The sequence below is a fragment of the Rhizobium binae genome (assembly GCF_017357225.1).
Lineage (GTDB): Bacteria > Pseudomonadota > Alphaproteobacteria > Rhizobiales > Rhizobiaceae > Rhizobium > Rhizobium binae.
Genome location: NZ_CP071604.1, coordinates 3,664,785 through 3,679,221 on the forward strand (window position 1 = coordinate 3,664,785; position 14,437 = coordinate 3,679,221).

Consider the following 14,437-nt stretch of genomic DNA (forward strand, 5'->3'; position numbering starts at 1 on the left):
AGATCATGTGTTTGGGGATTTATTTCATTTTACATCACCATTTCGCATGACAAGCTAAACGGAAATTCAATACGGCGCCGGAGTACGCCGAAAAGGGAGAGAGAAAATGAGGAAAATGCTTCTGGTCGCCGCTGCGGCAATCGTCATGGGCACGAGCGCCTATGCCGACACCATCAAGGTCGGCGTCATCGGCCCGTTCTCGGGTCCCTTCGCGCTCCAGGGCAAGAACTTCAAGGCCGGGATTGACGCCTATATGGCTGTTAACGGCAGCAGGGTCGGCAACGATACCGTCGAGATCGTCTATCGCGACGTGCCGCAGGCGGATCCTGCCCAATCCAAGGCGCTTGCCCAGGAACTGATCGTCAAGGAAAAGGTCCAGTATCTCGCCGGCTTCTATTTCACCCCCGATGCCATGGCGGTGACGCCGATCCTCAAGCAGGGCAATGTGCCGATGGTCGTCATGAACGCCGCCACCTCGGCGATCGTCACCAAGAGCCCGCTCGTCGTGCGCACCTCGTTTACGACCTGGCAGACCTCGACGCCGATCGCCAAGGTCGCCTTCGACGCAGGCGTCAAGAAGGTGATCTCGGTCGTCAGCGACTATGGCCCCGGCATCGACGCCGAAAACGCCTTCAAGACCGGCTTCGAAAAGGCCGGCGGCCAGGTGGTCGAGGCGATCCGCATGCCGCTTGCGACCAACGACTTCAGCCCGATCATGCAGCGCATCAAGGATTCGGGCGCTGAGGGTGTCTTCGCTTTCCTGCCGTCGGGTCCGACGACGCTCGGCTTCGTCAAGGCATATAACGAGAATGGCCTGAAGGCTGCGGGCATCAAGTTCTTCGCGCCCGGCGACCTGACCCAGGAATCCGATCTGCCGGCGCTCGGTGATGCCGCACTCGGCATCCAGACGACCTTCCACTATGCCGTTTCGCACGACTCGCCCGAGAACAAGGCTTTCGTCGAGGCTGCCACTAAAGCGATCGGCAACAAGGCCGAACTCTCCTTCCCCGCAGTCAGCGCCTATGACGGCATGTATGTCATCTACAAGATGATCGAGGCGACGGGCGGCAAGCAGGATGCCGAGAAGGCCGTCGATGCGGTGAAAGGCCTTGCCTGGGTGAGCCCGCGCGGCCCGGTTTCGATCGATCCGGAAAGCCGCCACATCACGCAGAACATCTATCTGCGCGAAGTCGCCAAGACAGACGACGGGACCTATATCAACAAGGAGGTCCAGACCTTCGAGAAGCAGGGCGATCCGGGCCTGGCGGCGGCCAAGTAACATCGGGCGTCAGAACATGCGACGGGCATGGAATCCCAGGCCCGTCGCATTCAAGCAGGTAGTTCCATGCAGACAGTCTTCAGCATAGCCGTCGACGCGCTAGCCTATGGCATGGTGCTCTTCGTGATATCGATCGGCCTTTCCGTCACCATGGGGCTGATGCGCGTCGTCAACCTCGCGCACGGCGCCTTCGCCATGATCGGGGGCTACATCGCCTCCTATGCAGCACATGATCTCGGCCTTGGTTATGCGGCGGCGATCATCGCTGCCGTGGTCGCCACGATCATCATCGCAATACCTCTCGAGCGCTTCCTCTATCGTCGGATCTACGGCGCGCCGGAACTGACCCAGGTGCTGATGACGATCGGCATCACCTTCTGCGTCATCGGCATTGCGAACTATGCAATGGGACCGACGCTGAAAACCATACCGCTTGCCGGTGCCCTGCAGGGCTCGGCCGACCTCGGCTTCCGCACCATTCCCGTGCACCGACTTTTCGTCATCCTCTGCGGCCTGGTGGTCGCAGTCTCGCTCTGGTTCGCCATCGACCGGACCAGCTTCGGCGTCAAACTGCGCGCCTCCGTAGATGATGCGGCAATGGCGGCGGCACTCGGCGTGCGCACTGAGATCATCTATGCTGTGAGCTTTGCCGTTGCTGTCGGCCTTGCCGCCTTCGGCGGCGTCGTCGGCGCCGAACTCCTGCCGGTCGAGCCCTATTACGCATTGCGATACATGGTGACCTTTCTGGTCGTCGTCTCGGTCGGCGGCGCCGGCTCCATTCCGGGCGCGCTGATCGCCTGCCTGCTGCTCGGCGCGATCGACACAACAGGTCGTTATCTGATGCCGGAATTCGGCGAATTCTTCTTCTATCTCGCCGTGATCGCCATCATCTGCGTCTTCCCGCGCGGCCTTGCCGGAAGGATGAAATGAAATGGCGCTTGTCATGAACAGCGAAAGCGAACGTCTCCAGCATCAGCGCAGCTTCAGTGGCGACCTCGTCGGAATAGCCGTGATCGCAGCCATCGGCACGATCGGTTACTTCGCCTTCCCCGACAATCTCGCGCTGCTGACGCGGATAATCACGATCGCCCTGCTCGTCCTGTCGCTCGATCTGGTGACCGGCTATTGCGGCGTCGCCACGCTTGGGCATGCCGCGCTCTTCGGGTCCGGCGCCTATGCCGCCGGGATCCTGTCGGCGCATTACGGCATCAACGACCCGCTGCTGATGATGCTTGCCGGCATTGCCGCCGGTGCGATTGCCGGGCTGCTGTCGGGCGCCATCATCCTGCGCGCGCATGGATTGCCGCAACTCGTCCTGTCGATTGCCCTCATCCACCTCTTCCATGAATTCGCCAACAAGGCCTCGTCGTGGACGGGAGGCAGCGATGGGCTTTCCGGCATTGCGCCGGACCCGATCTTCGGTCTTTTCGAATTCGATCTCTACGGCCAAACCGCCTTCTTCTTCGGAATGGCGCTGCTGCTAATCGTCTTCGTGCTGCTGCGGTTTCTGGTTCGCTCGCCCTTCGGCATGCTCTGCCGCGGCGTCAGGCAAGATCCGCTGCGTATCCGCGCCATGGGCGGCTCGCCGAAGGCGGTTCTCATCAGGATGTACGTCATATCCGGCGCCGTTGCCGGTGTCGGCGGCGCGCTGAATGCGATCTCGACCCAGGTCGTCGGCCTCGACAGCCTGTCCTTCACTCAATCGGCAGAAGCGCTTGTCATGCTCGTGCTCGGCGGCACCGGCTCCCTTTTCGGGGCACTGTCAGGCACTGCCATCTTCATGCTCTTCGAGGACTATGTCTCGGCCGCCAATCCCTTCCATTGGCTGACCGTGGTCGGTGCGCTCTTGATCGCCGTCGTGCTTTTTGCGCCGAAAGGGCTCTACGGAACGACCGCAGCTTTGATTGTCCGCCGCAGGGAGCAGCGCTGATGAGCCCGGTTTTCGAAGTCGCCAATCTTAGAAAAGCCTTCGGCGGCCTTGCCGTCACAAACGACGTTTCGCTGGCGATGGCGCCCGGCGACCGCGTCGCGCTGATCGGCCCGAACGGCGCCGGCAAGACCACTTTCGTCAACCTCGTCACAGGCAATCTCTCGCCCGATTCCGGCGAAGTCCGCCTCGGCGGCGAGACGGTGACGTCGATCAATGCGATCGGCAGGGTCAAACGCGGCCTCGTCCGCTCCTTTCAGGTGACACGGCTTTTCCAGGACATGACGCCCGCCGAACATGTGGGGCTCGCTGTCCTTCAGCGGGATGGCAAGACCCGGAACATGTTCGGAAATTTCCTCTCGATGCCCGATGTCATGGCCGAGATCGCCGACCTCCTCGGAAAGCTCGGACTGACACCGCTGATGCATCGCAAGGTCAGCGAGATTGCCTATGGGCAACAGCGGCTCTTGGAACTTGCCGTGGCGCTGGCGCTGAAGCCGAAGGTGCTGCTGCTGGACGAGCCGGCGGCCGGCGTGCCGCAGAGCGATACCGGCCGCATCGAGCAGGCGCTTGCCGATCTGCCCGGCGATCTCGCCGTGCTGATGATCGAACACGACATGGATCTCGTCTTCCGCTTCGCCAAACGCGTTATCGTGCTCGCGGCGGGCGCGATCATCTTCGATGGCCTGCCGGCCGATGTCACCAAGGATGCCCGCGTGCGCGAGGCCTATCTCGGGAGCTATGCCAATGCCAGCCATATCGCTTGAGGTCGACAATCTCTCGGCCGGATATGGGCCGACGCGGGTGCTGGACAGCATTTCTTTCTCGGTGCCCGCTGGCGCACGGCTTGCCGTGCTCGGCCGGAATGGCATGGGCAAGACGACGCTGCTCGCGACGCTTGCCGGACAGACCAGGCGCTATGAAGGCCAGATCCGACTCGGCGATCTGGATGTCACCGCAGCGCCAAGCGCCGCGCGGGCGCACAAGGGTCTCGGTTATGTGCCGCAGACCCGCTGCATCTTTCCGACGCTGACGGTCGAAGAGAATCTCTTCGTCGGCCTGAAGGCGCGGCCGAAAACGGCGCTGGAAGAGGCCTATGCGATGTTCCCTCGGCTGAAGGAGCGCCGCCGCAATCTCGGCAATCAACTCTCCGGCGGCGAGCAGCAGATGCTCTCCACCGCCCGCACAATTCTCGGCCGCCCTTCCGTATTGCTCCTTGATGAACCGCTGGAAGGGCTCGCCCCCGTTATCTGCGAAGAACTGATGGCTGCCTTCGCCGAACTCGCCAAGTCAGGCGACATGACCATTCTGCTCGTCGAGCAACGCATCCAGAGCGCGCTCGATTTCGCCGATCAGGTCGTCATACTTGAACGCGGCAGGCTGGCCTGGGCGGGGACGCCGGCAGATCTGTCCAGGGATCACCAAACTGTCGAAAGCTTGCTCGGAGTGGGCGGCCTGCATTGAAGCCATCAATGCCGTATATCGTCACGATGACGTCACCAGACTGGCATTAATACGTGCCTGAAATATTTCTGCTGGCCGAAATTGGTAGAATGCTTGAAGAGCAGAAAATACCGCTCGCCCAGAAGCGGCATCAGCGTAAGACAGCGCATGAATCTTTATTTTTCAACAGAATAGACGCCGGCGTCGATCCCTTTATCTGGATCTTTGAGCTGCAGACAAATTGTGCCCGTTGCATTTGACAGGCTGAATTGATCCGACGCCTGGCAAAATTTCGTTGCCGAGCACCCGATAGAGTTGCATGTTCGAACAGAACTTCTGACGGGAGGTAGAAATGGCAAACCACAAGCCGGTCGCAGCGGACGTATACCAGCCCATTTTCAACATCGACAAGCCGGTTGACGGCAACATCCTTGACGGTTCCACGGATGCCGACGGAGATCCTGTGCGTCTTAACTTCGTGAACGGGCAGCGAATTCCGCAACCGGCCACTCCTGACGGACCGGCCTCGACGACGACAATCGAGGGAAAATACGGCACGCTGACCGTCTATTCCGACGGTTACTACACCTATGAACTCGATCACTCCAATCCGGTGGTATCAGCGCTCGGCCCGGGGGATCTCCTCGTTGACCAGTTCAATTTCAAGATCTCGGACGGTAAAGGCGCCACCGACTTCGGCTTGCTCAATATCGCTGTCGATCTGCCGGAGCGTGGCGATATCCTCGTCAATTTCGAGGATGTCGGCAAACATGATTTCCCCACCGGCTACAAGGGCTTCGATTGGGGCGCTTGGCACGATGGTGACGATGCAGCGATACAAAAGGAAGCCGACGGCAACCATTATCTGTCAGGCGGCGTATTCTGGACACCCATCCAGGCCGCCGATGGCGGCACCTTCCAGATCGAGCAATTCAGCGTGGCAAATGGCACGTCGGACTATGACAACGTTCTGACGATCGAAGGTAGACTGAACGGCGATACGGTGTTCTTGGTTAGCGTCAACGTGACCGCCGACAGCATCCATGACCCGCAAGTAATTGATCTCAGCGCCTATGGCGCGATCGACTATCTCGTGCTCGACACCGAGCCCGTCATCACCGAAACGAGCGGCCCCGACTATTATGGTGCTCAATACGACAATTTCCACTTTGTCGTTTGATGGCCAGGGAAAGGGCGCCGCATCGCCAAACCTTGCATCTTTCCGAGCGCCGCCGCAGCGGCTATCTGGTAGCGATTTCTTGCGATAGCTGATCAACCTGCGCCCTGTTAGCATCAGATCGTCCGAGGAGGGACGGTTATGCTGGGATGGAGGAGATAATGCAGTCAATGGGAATCAGGTTAGCGGCGGTCATGTTCTCGCTGGCCTTATGGGCTATTATCATCGCTGCTGCATCTCATCTTTGGGCGATGAAAATGCCCATATTGCACTTTGCGCTCTACAGATAGCACGGACCTCGACGTGAGCGAGGCGTGGGACATGCATGCGCAGCTTTGAGGAAATGGATCCTCGGCCTCGTACCGGATCTCTCGTGGAAGATAGTTCGCCGAAGCGCCTGCTCTCCAACTGATCTTGGAATTGTTTGACGGCGATCAATGTTCGTCCGGCTGCTGAGTTGTTCAATGGAATTGTCGCCGCCCGATGACCGGCGGCAATCAACCATGGAGAAACGCAATGGCAGACACAGGAACAAAACCACCGGCGAAGACGGAAGAAAAATCTGCCGCTCCCTTCGAGCGGTGGAGGCCGTTTGAGAACCTCCGTAGCGAGATTGATCGCGTCTTCAACGACTTCAGCCCGACGTTCTTCGACAGAACGTTCAGCAGGATGCCAGCGGCATTCTCCCGCAGTCTTCTTGCGGTCGATGTTGTCGAATCGGCAGAGAACTTCGAGATTTCCGCCGAGCTTCCGGGCGTCGACGCCAAGGATCTCGATGTAACGCTGACCGACGGCATTCTCACGATCAAGGGCGAGAAGAACGAGGCCAAGGAAGAAAAGGAAAAGGACTACTACCTTTCCGAACGCCGCTACGGCTCCTTCCGACGCAGCCTCGAATTGCCGCGCAATATCGACAGCGAAAAGATCGATGCGAACTTCTCCAACGGCGTCCTTAAGATCCGTCTGCCGAAGACGTCTGGGCGCCAGGACAAGGACCACAAGATCGTGATCAAGACGGCCTGACGGTGCGTTCCCGTCGTGATGAGTGCGCGAGAAGCGGTAGCGAAAGGGAGGGAATGCCCTCCCTTTTTTCCGTGTGAATGGTTCCAACCGTCCCGTCGGCTATCGATCATGCTGATACCCACCGAGCCGGCCATCATCTCCTCCGAGATTGTGAGCGTCGCTGATATCATGCCTGCGATTGGGCAGCTTGCCTGATGCAAGGACGACCAATCATCCGTCGTGCCGATCTATTTCTTCTATGTGAATGGCGTGGCCCATTGCTTTTCGATGCCCCCGCAAGATGGATTGGATGCAAGAGAACGACAGACTGTGCCTCCACATGGATCATCGGGCCGGGTGACACTGACCTTTGGCGAAGTGAACGCCTGCACGCCTGGAACAGCTTGCAGAAGCACCGGTCGGAGTTCGGTTCGCTCAAGCCGGAGGCGCCTCAAGTTCTTGCTGAATCTCCGCACCTGATCGGACATTTCGAAGCGAGTGGCTCGCGACTTCAATGGGCCATGAAGATCGGCAGCTTGCTTTCTTCGATCATGTTGCGCGTTACTCCCCCAAAGATCGTCTGCTGCCAGCGGGGATGGTTGTAGGCGCCCATGACGATCAGGTCGGCCGCGACGTCGGCAGCATGCTGTCTGAAGACCTCGTCTGCTGGCCGTCCGCCGCTGGCAATCCTGTCCACCTGGACCTTGACGCCGTGACGGGCAAGATAGGCAGCAATGTCGGCCCCCGGCTCCTCCCCGTTCGCATCTGTGCGTGCCATAGGGTCCACCATGGTTACATAGACTGCGTCGGCTTGCTTGAGCAGGTCGAGCGACTGCCGGACGGCGCGCGAAGCTTCGTCACTTGAATCCCATGCCAGCAGCACCGACCGCGATGATGAATTCATCGCCCGCGTACCTCGATTGATGAGGATCGGGGTAGGTGTCTGAAATAGAGCCCCGTCGATAATGCGTTTGCGCAGCTGCTCGTCCCGGGCCGCCTGCCGCCCGACAAGGACGACGTCGGCGTAAAGCGCCCTTTCGGCAATATCCTGGTCTGCGAAAGCGAATTCCGTATAGACGTCCTGGACATCGTAGGAAAGTCCGCTTCGCCCGAGGATTTCCTTGATCTCTTCGACCTTCTCGGAAAGCGCGTCGATTTCGCGCTGGCGCTCGTCGAGCCAGACGGCGGAAACGGTGTTATAGTCCCCCATGATCGGAATTGCGCCCAACGAGATCACCAGCGCGTTCAGATGCGCAACCTGTACTCCGCAGAAGTCGATCGCGCTTTTCAGGTCCTCCTCGAACCGATTGACGCCAAGGATGCTTAATACCGTCCGGATTGTCATCTCGATACACCTCGCTGCTCGGATAAAGCCAGGATAATCGCCGCTCCGGTAAGTTCCTTGACCTTCGTCAAAGCAGTGTCGATCTCCGACTTATAGTCTGTCTGCTAACGGACAGGAGCAACCATGGACAGCGCTATCCTAAAATTTCACGGAGCAGCAGGCTCTGTCACAGGCTCGTGCTTTCTTCTCAATGCTGGTGGCGCCGAAATTCTGATCGACTGCGGAATGTTCCAAGGCTCCAAAACCGAAAAGGAACTGAATTACAGGCCGTTTCCATTCGACCCTGGCAAGATAGACGCCGTGCTTCTTACTCACGCTCATATCGATCATTCGGGTCTGCTTCCGAAATTGGCTAAGGACGGTTTCAGCGGCCCGATCTACACGACATCCGCCTCAGTCGATCTTTGCGCGATCATGTTGCAGGATTCCGGACATATCCAGGAATCCGAGGTTCTCCAGCTCAACCGCAGGAACAGACGGCGGTCGCGGGAGGCGGTGGAGCCGATCTACACCGCGGACGAGGCGCGCAGCATCATGCCGCAATTTGTTGCGGTGCCTTACGGAGAGTGGCGCGAGACGGCAGGCAAACTGAAGTTCCGGTTCTGGGATGCCGGCCATCTTCTTGGATCCGCTTCGATCGAGATCGAGGCGAAGGATGCGGACGGACCTGTCCGGCTGTTGTTCTCAGGAGACGTGGGTTCGAGGCACAAGCTTTTTGAAAGCAATCCTGAAGCGCCGAGCGGAGTCGACTACCTGATCTGCGAAACGACTTACGGCGACCGCGAGCGGGAAGACTATGCGCTGAAGGAAAGGCGCATCAGCCTTCAAAAGCTCGTCGCGCAATCGAACCAATCGAACGGGGTACTTCTCATTCCTTCCTTCGCCGTGGAGCGCACTCAGGAAGTGCTGACGGATCTCATCGCGCTCATGGACACAGGGATGCTGCCGCGGTGCCCCGTGATCATCGATTCACCACTTGCCTCCAAGGCCACCGACACCTTCAAGAAACATGTTGGAAGCATGGAGCACGGAGCTGATTTCCTCAGGGCGCTCAATGCGCCTAACGTGAGGTTTACCGAGACCGCCGAACAATCGAAAGCGCTTGATCTCCTAAAGGGTTTTCACATTGTCATCGCTGCCAGTGGCATGTGTGAGGCAGGCCGGATCCGGCACCGCCTGAAGAACTGGCTCTGGCGGCCGGAATGCACCGTTCTTTTCGTCGGCTTCCAGGCTGCAGGCACGCTCGGCAGGATCCTGCAGGACGGCGCGGAAGTCGTGCGAATCCAAGGCGAGGAGATCAGGGTCGGCGCCCGAATTGCAACGCTCGACGCCTATAGCGGCCATGCCGATGCAAGCGAGCTGGATGACTGGGTGATGGAGCGCGGCCCAATCCGCAAAGCTATCTTTCTCGTGCATGGAGAAGCGGGCGCCCGAAGCGCGATGTCGAACCGGCTGGCAAAGTTGTTGCCGGTCGAAATATTTACCCCGCGCCTCGATGACGCATACGAGCTGAAGGGAGAATCCGCACGCCTCCTGACCAGCGACATCCCAGCCCGCCTCCAACCCCAAGAAATCGGTCATCAGGACTGGCACAATGACTATCAGAATTTCGTCCTCAATCTGGCCGACCGCCTGAAGGATGCAGCCGACCGCAAGAGCCGTGCCGTGATCCTGCGCAGACTTGAGCGTGCGCTGGAGGACGAGACCAATCAGAGTGAGGATTGGAGACCATAGATGCTGTCGACCGAACGCGATTTCAAACGAGGCAGTAGCGCTTTCCCATTCCCTCGCAAGGCGAAGTCGAAGGCAAACTTCTGATGTTCGAGTTGGTCGCCGTCACCTGCCTGAAGGAGCTCCTCGCAGAAACGGATTCGCATCCAGTCTCCAGACTTCGCCGGAAGCTCGTCCGCAACTTGAAAGAAAAATGCGCTCCACTGAAGCTCTGCGCCGGCGATGCAACCGCCGCAAGGGAAATCGCGCTTCAACTTTTAGATGCGGCCTGCAAAATCACAGAAGACGAGAGAAGGGCCGACTAGCCAGGATCTACAGGAGGTCCAATGAGCGGAACCGCAATCACCTTCAACACTGGATCATCAAGCCTGAAGATTGGCGTCTTCAAAGTCGAGGCAGGTTTTGCAAGGCCGTTGGCCAGAGGCACTGTAATGATCGGCAAAGGGACGCGGTTCAAGTACACTTCTGGAACCGACGTCCATGAAGTCGATCTGCCGCACGTCAAGGAAATTGGTCCAGCCTTGCTTGCCGAATTACTCCCCCTCATCCTGCCAAAAGGCTCGGAGCCGACGCTTGTCGGACATCGCATCATTCATGGGGGCCTGAAATTTACCGCGCCCGTGCTTCTGGATTCGGACACGGAGGCCTGCATCAACCAACTGGTGCCGCTGGCGCCCTTGCATCTGCCTTGCGCACTGGAGGTGGTTCGCGCCGTCCGCGCGATGTATCCCGACGTGCTGCAAACCGCATCCTTCGACACGGCATTTCACACATCGCAATGTGCCCTGGCCACACGCCTTGCCATTCCGCGGGAAATGCATGACGCGGGAATTCGCAGATATGGCTTTCATGGCCTTTCCTACAAGTTCGTATCTCAAAAACTCAAGAAATTTGCACCGGATCTCGGCAGCGGCAGGGTCGTATGCGCACATCTGGGAAATGGCGCGAGCCTCTGCGGGATGGTGGACGGCGTCAGCAAAGACACCAGCATGGGCTTTTCCTGCCTCGACGGCGTCCCGATGGCGACGCGCCCGGGATCGATTGATGCCGGCGTCTTGATCCATCTTCTCCGAAACGGCTTCCATGACGCAGACCGGCTCGAACACTTCCTCTATCACGGATGCGGCCTGCTGGGCGTGTCCGGCGTAAGCGGAGACGTCAGGGTACTTATGGAAAACTTTCACCCGGCGGCAAGGGAAGCATTGGATCTATTCTGTTTCAGGATCGCCGGCGAGATCGGCAGGCTGGCTGTATCGCTCGGTGGTATAGACGCGATCGTCTTTACGGCCGGCATCGGGGAGAACCAGCCGGAAGTGAGAAAGGGCGTGGCGCGCCATCTTGCCTGGATGGGGCTCGAACTGAGCGAGTCCGCCAATAAGGCCAATGCGACCGTCATCAGCGGTCGCGACAGCACGATAACCGCTTTCATCATTCCGACCGACGAGGAACAGGCGATCGTCGACGAGACTCTGGCCGTGGTTAACAGGCACAAGCTCTGACGGCCGAGTGCGATAAGCCTTCGTCATAGTGAGGATCGAGCGCTGCTTGGCTTGATGGACATCGACCTGAGAAGCAGCGCGTCGCTTGCTGCGAGGCGTCCATCATCCGCCATCGCCGCACATGTTACGGCTTATCTTCAAGCGCAGGTTCGAGCGGCCAGCCCTTTGACGGTCTCGTCGGCCAGCTCTCGCGCGACCTTCGCCGATACCGATCCCATTTTCGAAGTGATCATAGCCAATCGCGCAGACTCTCGTGACCCCTCGGCCAAGGCGTTGTGCGTGAAGTCGGCCATCACTTCGAACGTGTCGTTCAGTTCGACGCTTGCGACAAGGTCATCTACGAACCTCTCGTAGAGTTCAAGCCGGTGCTTGAAGAAGTTCAGCAGCTCGATCTGGCCATGCAGGGCCGCCTTGGACATCTCGACGTTCAGTCGATAACTCGCGAGAAAGAGGTTTCTCGCGGTCGCAGGCAGCGCCTGATCCGGCATCATGAACCCATCGTTGAACATGGCGGATCCTCTCGTTTTGATAAGCCTAGCGTCCCTGAGCCGGGACATCTTTGATCTGGATCAAGAGAGCCCGCGCCCAAATGTCCGATCCTAGGCCAAGACGCCTGCACGATCCGCCAAGGCGCAACCTGATCGATCGCGGAGCGATGTAAGCACATCGAGACGATAAGCTGATTGATCGAGCGCAATGCGAAGCATGCCGGCTCGCACGAAGGTGCTTCATCACCACCCGGAAAGGAAACTATCATGCTGAAGCTATTCACCGCAGCAGCCGCAATCCTGCTGGCCGTCCTGGTCGGCTACGGCGGCGCCACCTGGTGGCCGCAGCCGGACCAGTCGGATGCAACCCAGCAGGAAAAGAAGGCCCCCAAAGCCGGATACCCAGATCCATTCACACCTCCGACGAAGGGTAACGGCTTCTGACGCCGCCAGGATCCGCGCAAGGCTGCCTCGGCGATCGCGAAGTATCCCGCGCGCGCACGGGTCGGACAGACCATGGTTTCTGGAGCATGTTCAACTGCACTTCGTGGAGACAGACGATGGCTTTCAAGGAAAACACGACTCAGGACTGGCGCGAGCCCGTCTACGTACAGGTTTCGATGCGCACGCCCAATACGATCCACAACGCAAGCGAGGCGCTCGATTTCTTAGACAATGCATGGAAAGGCTCGCGAAAGAAGCACAGGTTTGCGAAAGAAATCTGCTCTGCGGCGGTGCTTGGGCAGGTCTCCCCCGAAACGGCGCGAGAGGCTTTCGTGCAGGCCGCTTCCGAGGCGAGAATGATAACCTGTGCGCCCAATGCGGAAGCCTCGAGCTGATTCTGGCGCGTCACGACACTTCTAACGAAGTGCCGGCAGACTGTCATTCGCCGTTGCGACCGTCCCATGCGTCGCAGTCTCAGATGGAAACGCCGACCGCTCCCGCTGCATCGTTCGCCGACTTGAGAATGCCTTGCACGAGGTCCTCGACGGGCTTGGTGGCATCGAGCGCCGTCCAGTTTACGCTGCCCACGTCGTGGACGAGCTGCTCCTCAAGGACGTCGACCGTAGCATCCGAAATGCCCGGCGGTCGGGCAAAAACGCGTTGGCGCAGGACGCCTGGATCGGCCTCAAGCCAATATCCTTGGAAGCGATGCCCTCCGAACGCGGCAGCTTCCGCGATCAACTGACGATTTCGCGGCTTGTCGAAAACCGCGTCGACGATCACGCAGCCGCCACCGTTCAGAAGGAGCCGCGCGCGCCAGGCCATCTCGCGATAGACCCTGGCAGAGATCTCCGGCCTGTAGGCCGCCGGCGGCAATTTGGTTTCGGGCGGAACGGCATGCATGGCCTTCCGGACCCTGTCGCTTTCGACGATGCGCGCGCCGGGGCCGACGTCCAATAGCGGAGCCAGGGCTTCGGCAAGAGTTGTTTTTCCTGATCCGCTGAGACCGCCGATCGCTACCAGCCGAGGCTTTGCAGGCTCCAGCAGCGCCCAAGCAAGTGCAAAGTAGGATTTTGCTTCTTCGACAAGTGCCATGGCTTGGTCTCCGCTCAGACCCTCGGCCTGTGTAGCGGTCACATGGGCGCGTACGGCAGCTCTCAGTGCCATGAAAAAAGGCAGAACCCTAAAACCCTCTTCGTCGTCGGTCTCGTCGAGATACCGGTTCATCAACCGGTTCGCCAGCCCTTTCTCCTGCCGATGCCAGAGATCCATCAGCAGAAATGCAAGATCGTACAGCACGTCGGTCGTGGCAATCTCATCGTTGAATTCAATGCAGTCGAACAGGCGCGGCTCGCCGTGGAGCAGGACTATGTTGCGGAGATGAAGATCGCCATGACATCTGCGGATTTTCCCCTCATGCTCGCGCTCATTGAGCAATTCGGCCAACTCCGACAGGCGCTGATGGAAAATAGACGTGAGCTCCCGGACCTGCTCCGGCAAAAAAACCGTGCTGGTTGCAAAACCCGCATCGTTGATGTTCAGGACAGACACCACGTTGGCCCGCCCGGATCGCGCGTGCGAGACCGGCGCACCCCGATGAAACTGCACAATTGTCTTTGCCAAGGCGTCGACGATCGAAGATGTCAACGCTCCCGACGTGGCGAGCCGATCAAGGAGCGCCGATTGATCGAAGCGGCGCATTTCGACCAAGGCGTCGCACACCTCTCCGCCTCCGTCGAGCACGTATTCACCAGAGGGCTCGCGCGTTACCAGTCTGACTGCAAGATAGGTCTCCGGCGCCGTAGCGCCGTTCAGCTCAAGTTCCTTGCGGCACGCCGTCACCCTGGCCCCGACTGAGGAAAAATCGACATAGGGCAATCTCACGGCGCGCTTCATCTTGTAGGCCCGATCGCCGGAGAGGAAGATCGTTGAGATATGGGTATTGATGATTTCGACCGGGTGTTCGTCCCGGCGCAGAGCTTTCTCGAGATAGGAGCACACCTTGGACTGATCTTGCGCAAGCATGGCGATCCTCCTTGATTGGCTGAGGAGAGGGTCGCCGATTGGCGATCCGCCGCATTGATTTCCATCAATGCCGACAG

15 protein-coding genes are annotated in these 14,437 nt (G+C 59.1%); 12 read left to right on the forward strand and 3 right to left on the reverse strand.

Features of this window, described 5'->3' with window-relative positions; all coding sequences use genetic code 11:
* The first annotated feature begins 106 nt into the window (after positions 1-106).
* The 7 genes from J2J99_RS17915 to J2J99_RS17945 all read left to right on the forward strand — a co-directional run bounded on the left by J2J99_RS17915 (position 107) and on the right by J2J99_RS17945 (position 6,849).
* Positions 107-1,279 (forward strand): ABC transporter substrate-binding protein, encoded by a 1,173-nt coding sequence (locus tag J2J99_RS17915; protein WP_168296181.1) that lies wholly within the window; start codon positions 107-109, stop codon positions 1,277-1,279.
* A gap of 66 nt (positions 1,280-1,345) precedes the next feature.
* Complete coding sequence (locus J2J99_RS17920) at positions 1,346-2,209, forward strand: branched-chain amino acid ABC transporter permease (RefSeq protein ID WP_168296180.1); 864 nt, start codon at positions 1,346-1,348, stop codon at positions 2,207-2,209.
* A gap of 1 nt (position 2,210) precedes the next feature.
* Positions 2,211-3,209, forward strand: a complete 999-nt coding sequence (locus tag J2J99_RS17925) for a branched-chain amino acid ABC transporter permease (RefSeq protein WP_168296179.1) — start codon at positions 2,211-2,213, stop codon at positions 3,207-3,209.
* A complete protein-coding gene (locus J2J99_RS17930) occupies positions 3,209-3,973 on the forward strand; it encodes an ABC transporter ATP-binding protein (protein ID WP_168296178.1) in 765 nt (254 codons plus the stop codon). Before J2J99_RS17925 ends, J2J99_RS17930 begins: the two co-directional genes overlap by 1 nt.
* Positions 3,954-4,670, forward strand: coding sequence for an ABC transporter ATP-binding protein (locus J2J99_RS17935; RefSeq protein ID WP_168296177.1), 717 nt, complete (start codon positions 3,954-3,956; stop codon positions 4,668-4,670). The genes J2J99_RS17930 and J2J99_RS17935 overlap by 20 nt, the downstream gene beginning before the upstream one ends.
* Before the next feature lie 331 nt (positions 4,671-5,001).
* Positions 5,002-5,829: a VCBS domain-containing protein gene (locus J2J99_RS17940; RefSeq protein ID WP_168296176.1), complete on the forward strand. Its 828-nt coding sequence runs from the start codon at positions 5,002-5,004 to the stop codon at positions 5,827-5,829.
* Positions 5,830-6,342: 513 nt separating this feature from the next.
* Entirely contained in the window at positions 6,343-6,849 is a 507-nt protein-coding gene (locus J2J99_RS17945; RefSeq protein WP_168296175.1) for an Hsp20/alpha crystallin family protein, read from the forward strand.
* A gap of 490 nt (positions 6,850-7,339) precedes the next feature.
* Here the strand turns inward: J2J99_RS17945 and J2J99_RS17950 are convergent, their stop codons facing one another.
* A complete protein-coding gene (locus J2J99_RS17950; protein WP_168296174.1) occupies positions 7,340-8,173 on the reverse strand; it encodes a universal stress protein in 834 nt (277 codons plus the stop codon).
* Between the two features lie 123 nt (positions 8,174-8,296).
* On the opposite strand from J2J99_RS17950, the gene J2J99_RS17955 reads away from it, so the two are divergent.
* The 3 genes from J2J99_RS17955 (at position 8,297) to J2J99_RS17965 (ending at position 11,403) form a co-directional block, all read left to right on the forward strand.
* Positions 8,297-9,907, forward strand: a complete 1,611-nt coding sequence (locus J2J99_RS17955) for an MBL fold metallo-hydrolase (protein WP_168296173.1) — start codon at positions 8,297-8,299, stop codon at positions 9,905-9,907.
* 83 nt (positions 9,908-9,990) lie between these two features.
* On the forward strand, positions 9,991-10,209 hold the full coding sequence (locus J2J99_RS17960) for a hypothetical protein (protein ID WP_246735343.1): 219 nt from the start codon (positions 9,991-9,993) through the stop codon (positions 10,207-10,209).
* Positions 10,210-10,230: 21 nt separating this feature from the next.
* On the forward strand, positions 10,231-11,403 hold the full coding sequence (locus J2J99_RS17965) for an acetate/propionate family kinase (protein WP_168296172.1): 1,173 nt from the start codon (positions 10,231-10,233) through the stop codon (positions 11,401-11,403).
* Positions 11,404-11,540: 137 nt separating this feature from the next.
* Here J2J99_RS17965 and J2J99_RS17970 read toward each other — a convergent pair whose 3' ends face one another.
* Positions 11,541-11,894: a hypothetical protein gene (locus J2J99_RS17970; protein WP_168296171.1), complete on the reverse strand. Its 354-nt coding sequence runs from the start codon at positions 11,892-11,894 to the stop codon at positions 11,541-11,543.
* A 264-nt stretch (positions 11,895-12,158) separates the two neighbouring features.
* Between J2J99_RS17970 and J2J99_RS17975 the strand changes: the two genes are divergently transcribed.
* Entirely contained in the window at positions 12,159-12,335 is a 177-nt protein-coding gene (locus tag J2J99_RS17975) for a hypothetical protein (protein WP_168296170.1), read from the forward strand.
* Positions 12,336-12,451: 116 nt separating this feature from the next.
* The gene (locus J2J99_RS17980) at positions 12,452-12,730 is read left to right on the forward strand and encodes a DUF982 domain-containing protein (protein ID WP_168296169.1); all 279 of its coding nucleotides are present in this window, start codon (positions 12,452-12,454) and stop codon (positions 12,728-12,730) included.
* 79 nt (positions 12,731-12,809) lie between these two features.
* Here the strand turns inward: J2J99_RS17980 and J2J99_RS17985 are convergent, their stop codons facing one another.
* The gene (locus J2J99_RS17985; protein WP_168296218.1) at positions 12,810-14,360 is read right to left on the reverse strand and encodes a bifunctional aminoglycoside phosphotransferase/ATP-binding protein; all 1,551 of its coding nucleotides are present in this window, start codon (positions 14,358-14,360) and stop codon (positions 12,810-12,812) included.
* Positions 14,361-14,437: the final 77 nt, after the last annotated feature.

Coding starts and splice junctions, on each gene's coding strand:
- J2J99_RS17915 (WP_168296181.1), top strand. CDS start 107: ATGAGGAAAATGCTTCTGGTCGCCGCTGCGGCAATCGTCATGGGCACG.
- J2J99_RS17920 (WP_168296180.1), top strand. CDS start 1,346: ATGCAGACAGTCTTCAGCATAGCCGTCGACGCGCTAGCCTATGGCATG.
- J2J99_RS17925 (WP_168296179.1), top strand. CDS start 2,211: ATGGCGCTTGTCATGAACAGCGAAAGCGAACGTCTCCAGCATCAGCGC.
- J2J99_RS17930 (WP_168296178.1), top strand. CDS start 3,209: ATGAGCCCGGTTTTCGAAGTCGCCAATCTTAGAAAAGCCTTCGGCGGC.
- J2J99_RS17935 (WP_168296177.1), top strand. CDS start 3,954: ATGCCAGCCATATCGCTTGAGGTCGACAATCTCTCGGCCGGATATGGG.
- J2J99_RS17940 (WP_168296176.1), top strand. CDS start 5,002: ATGGCAAACCACAAGCCGGTCGCAGCGGACGTATACCAGCCCATTTTC.
- J2J99_RS17945 (WP_168296175.1), top strand. CDS start 6,343: ATGGCAGACACAGGAACAAAACCACCGGCGAAGACGGAAGAAAAATCT.
- J2J99_RS17950 (WP_168296174.1), bottom strand. CDS start 8,173: ATGACAATCCGGACGGTATTAAGCATCCTTGGCGTCAATCGGTTCGAG.
- J2J99_RS17955 (WP_168296173.1), top strand. CDS start 8,297: ATGGACAGCGCTATCCTAAAATTTCACGGAGCAGCAGGCTCTGTCACA.
- J2J99_RS17960 (WP_246735343.1), top strand. CDS start 9,991: ATGTTCGAGTTGGTCGCCGTCACCTGCCTGAAGGAGCTCCTCGCAGAA.
- J2J99_RS17965 (WP_168296172.1), top strand. CDS start 10,231: ATGAGCGGAACCGCAATCACCTTCAACACTGGATCATCAAGCCTGAAG.
- J2J99_RS17970 (WP_168296171.1), bottom strand. CDS start 11,894: ATGATGCCGGATCAGGCGCTGCCTGCGACCGCGAGAAACCTCTTTCTC.
- J2J99_RS17975 (WP_168296170.1), top strand. CDS start 12,159: ATGCTGAAGCTATTCACCGCAGCAGCCGCAATCCTGCTGGCCGTCCTG.
- J2J99_RS17980 (WP_168296169.1), top strand. CDS start 12,452: ATGGCTTTCAAGGAAAACACGACTCAGGACTGGCGCGAGCCCGTCTAC.
- J2J99_RS17985 (WP_168296218.1), bottom strand. CDS start 14,360: ATGCTTGCGCAAGATCAGTCCAAGGTGTGCTCCTATCTCGAGAAAGCT.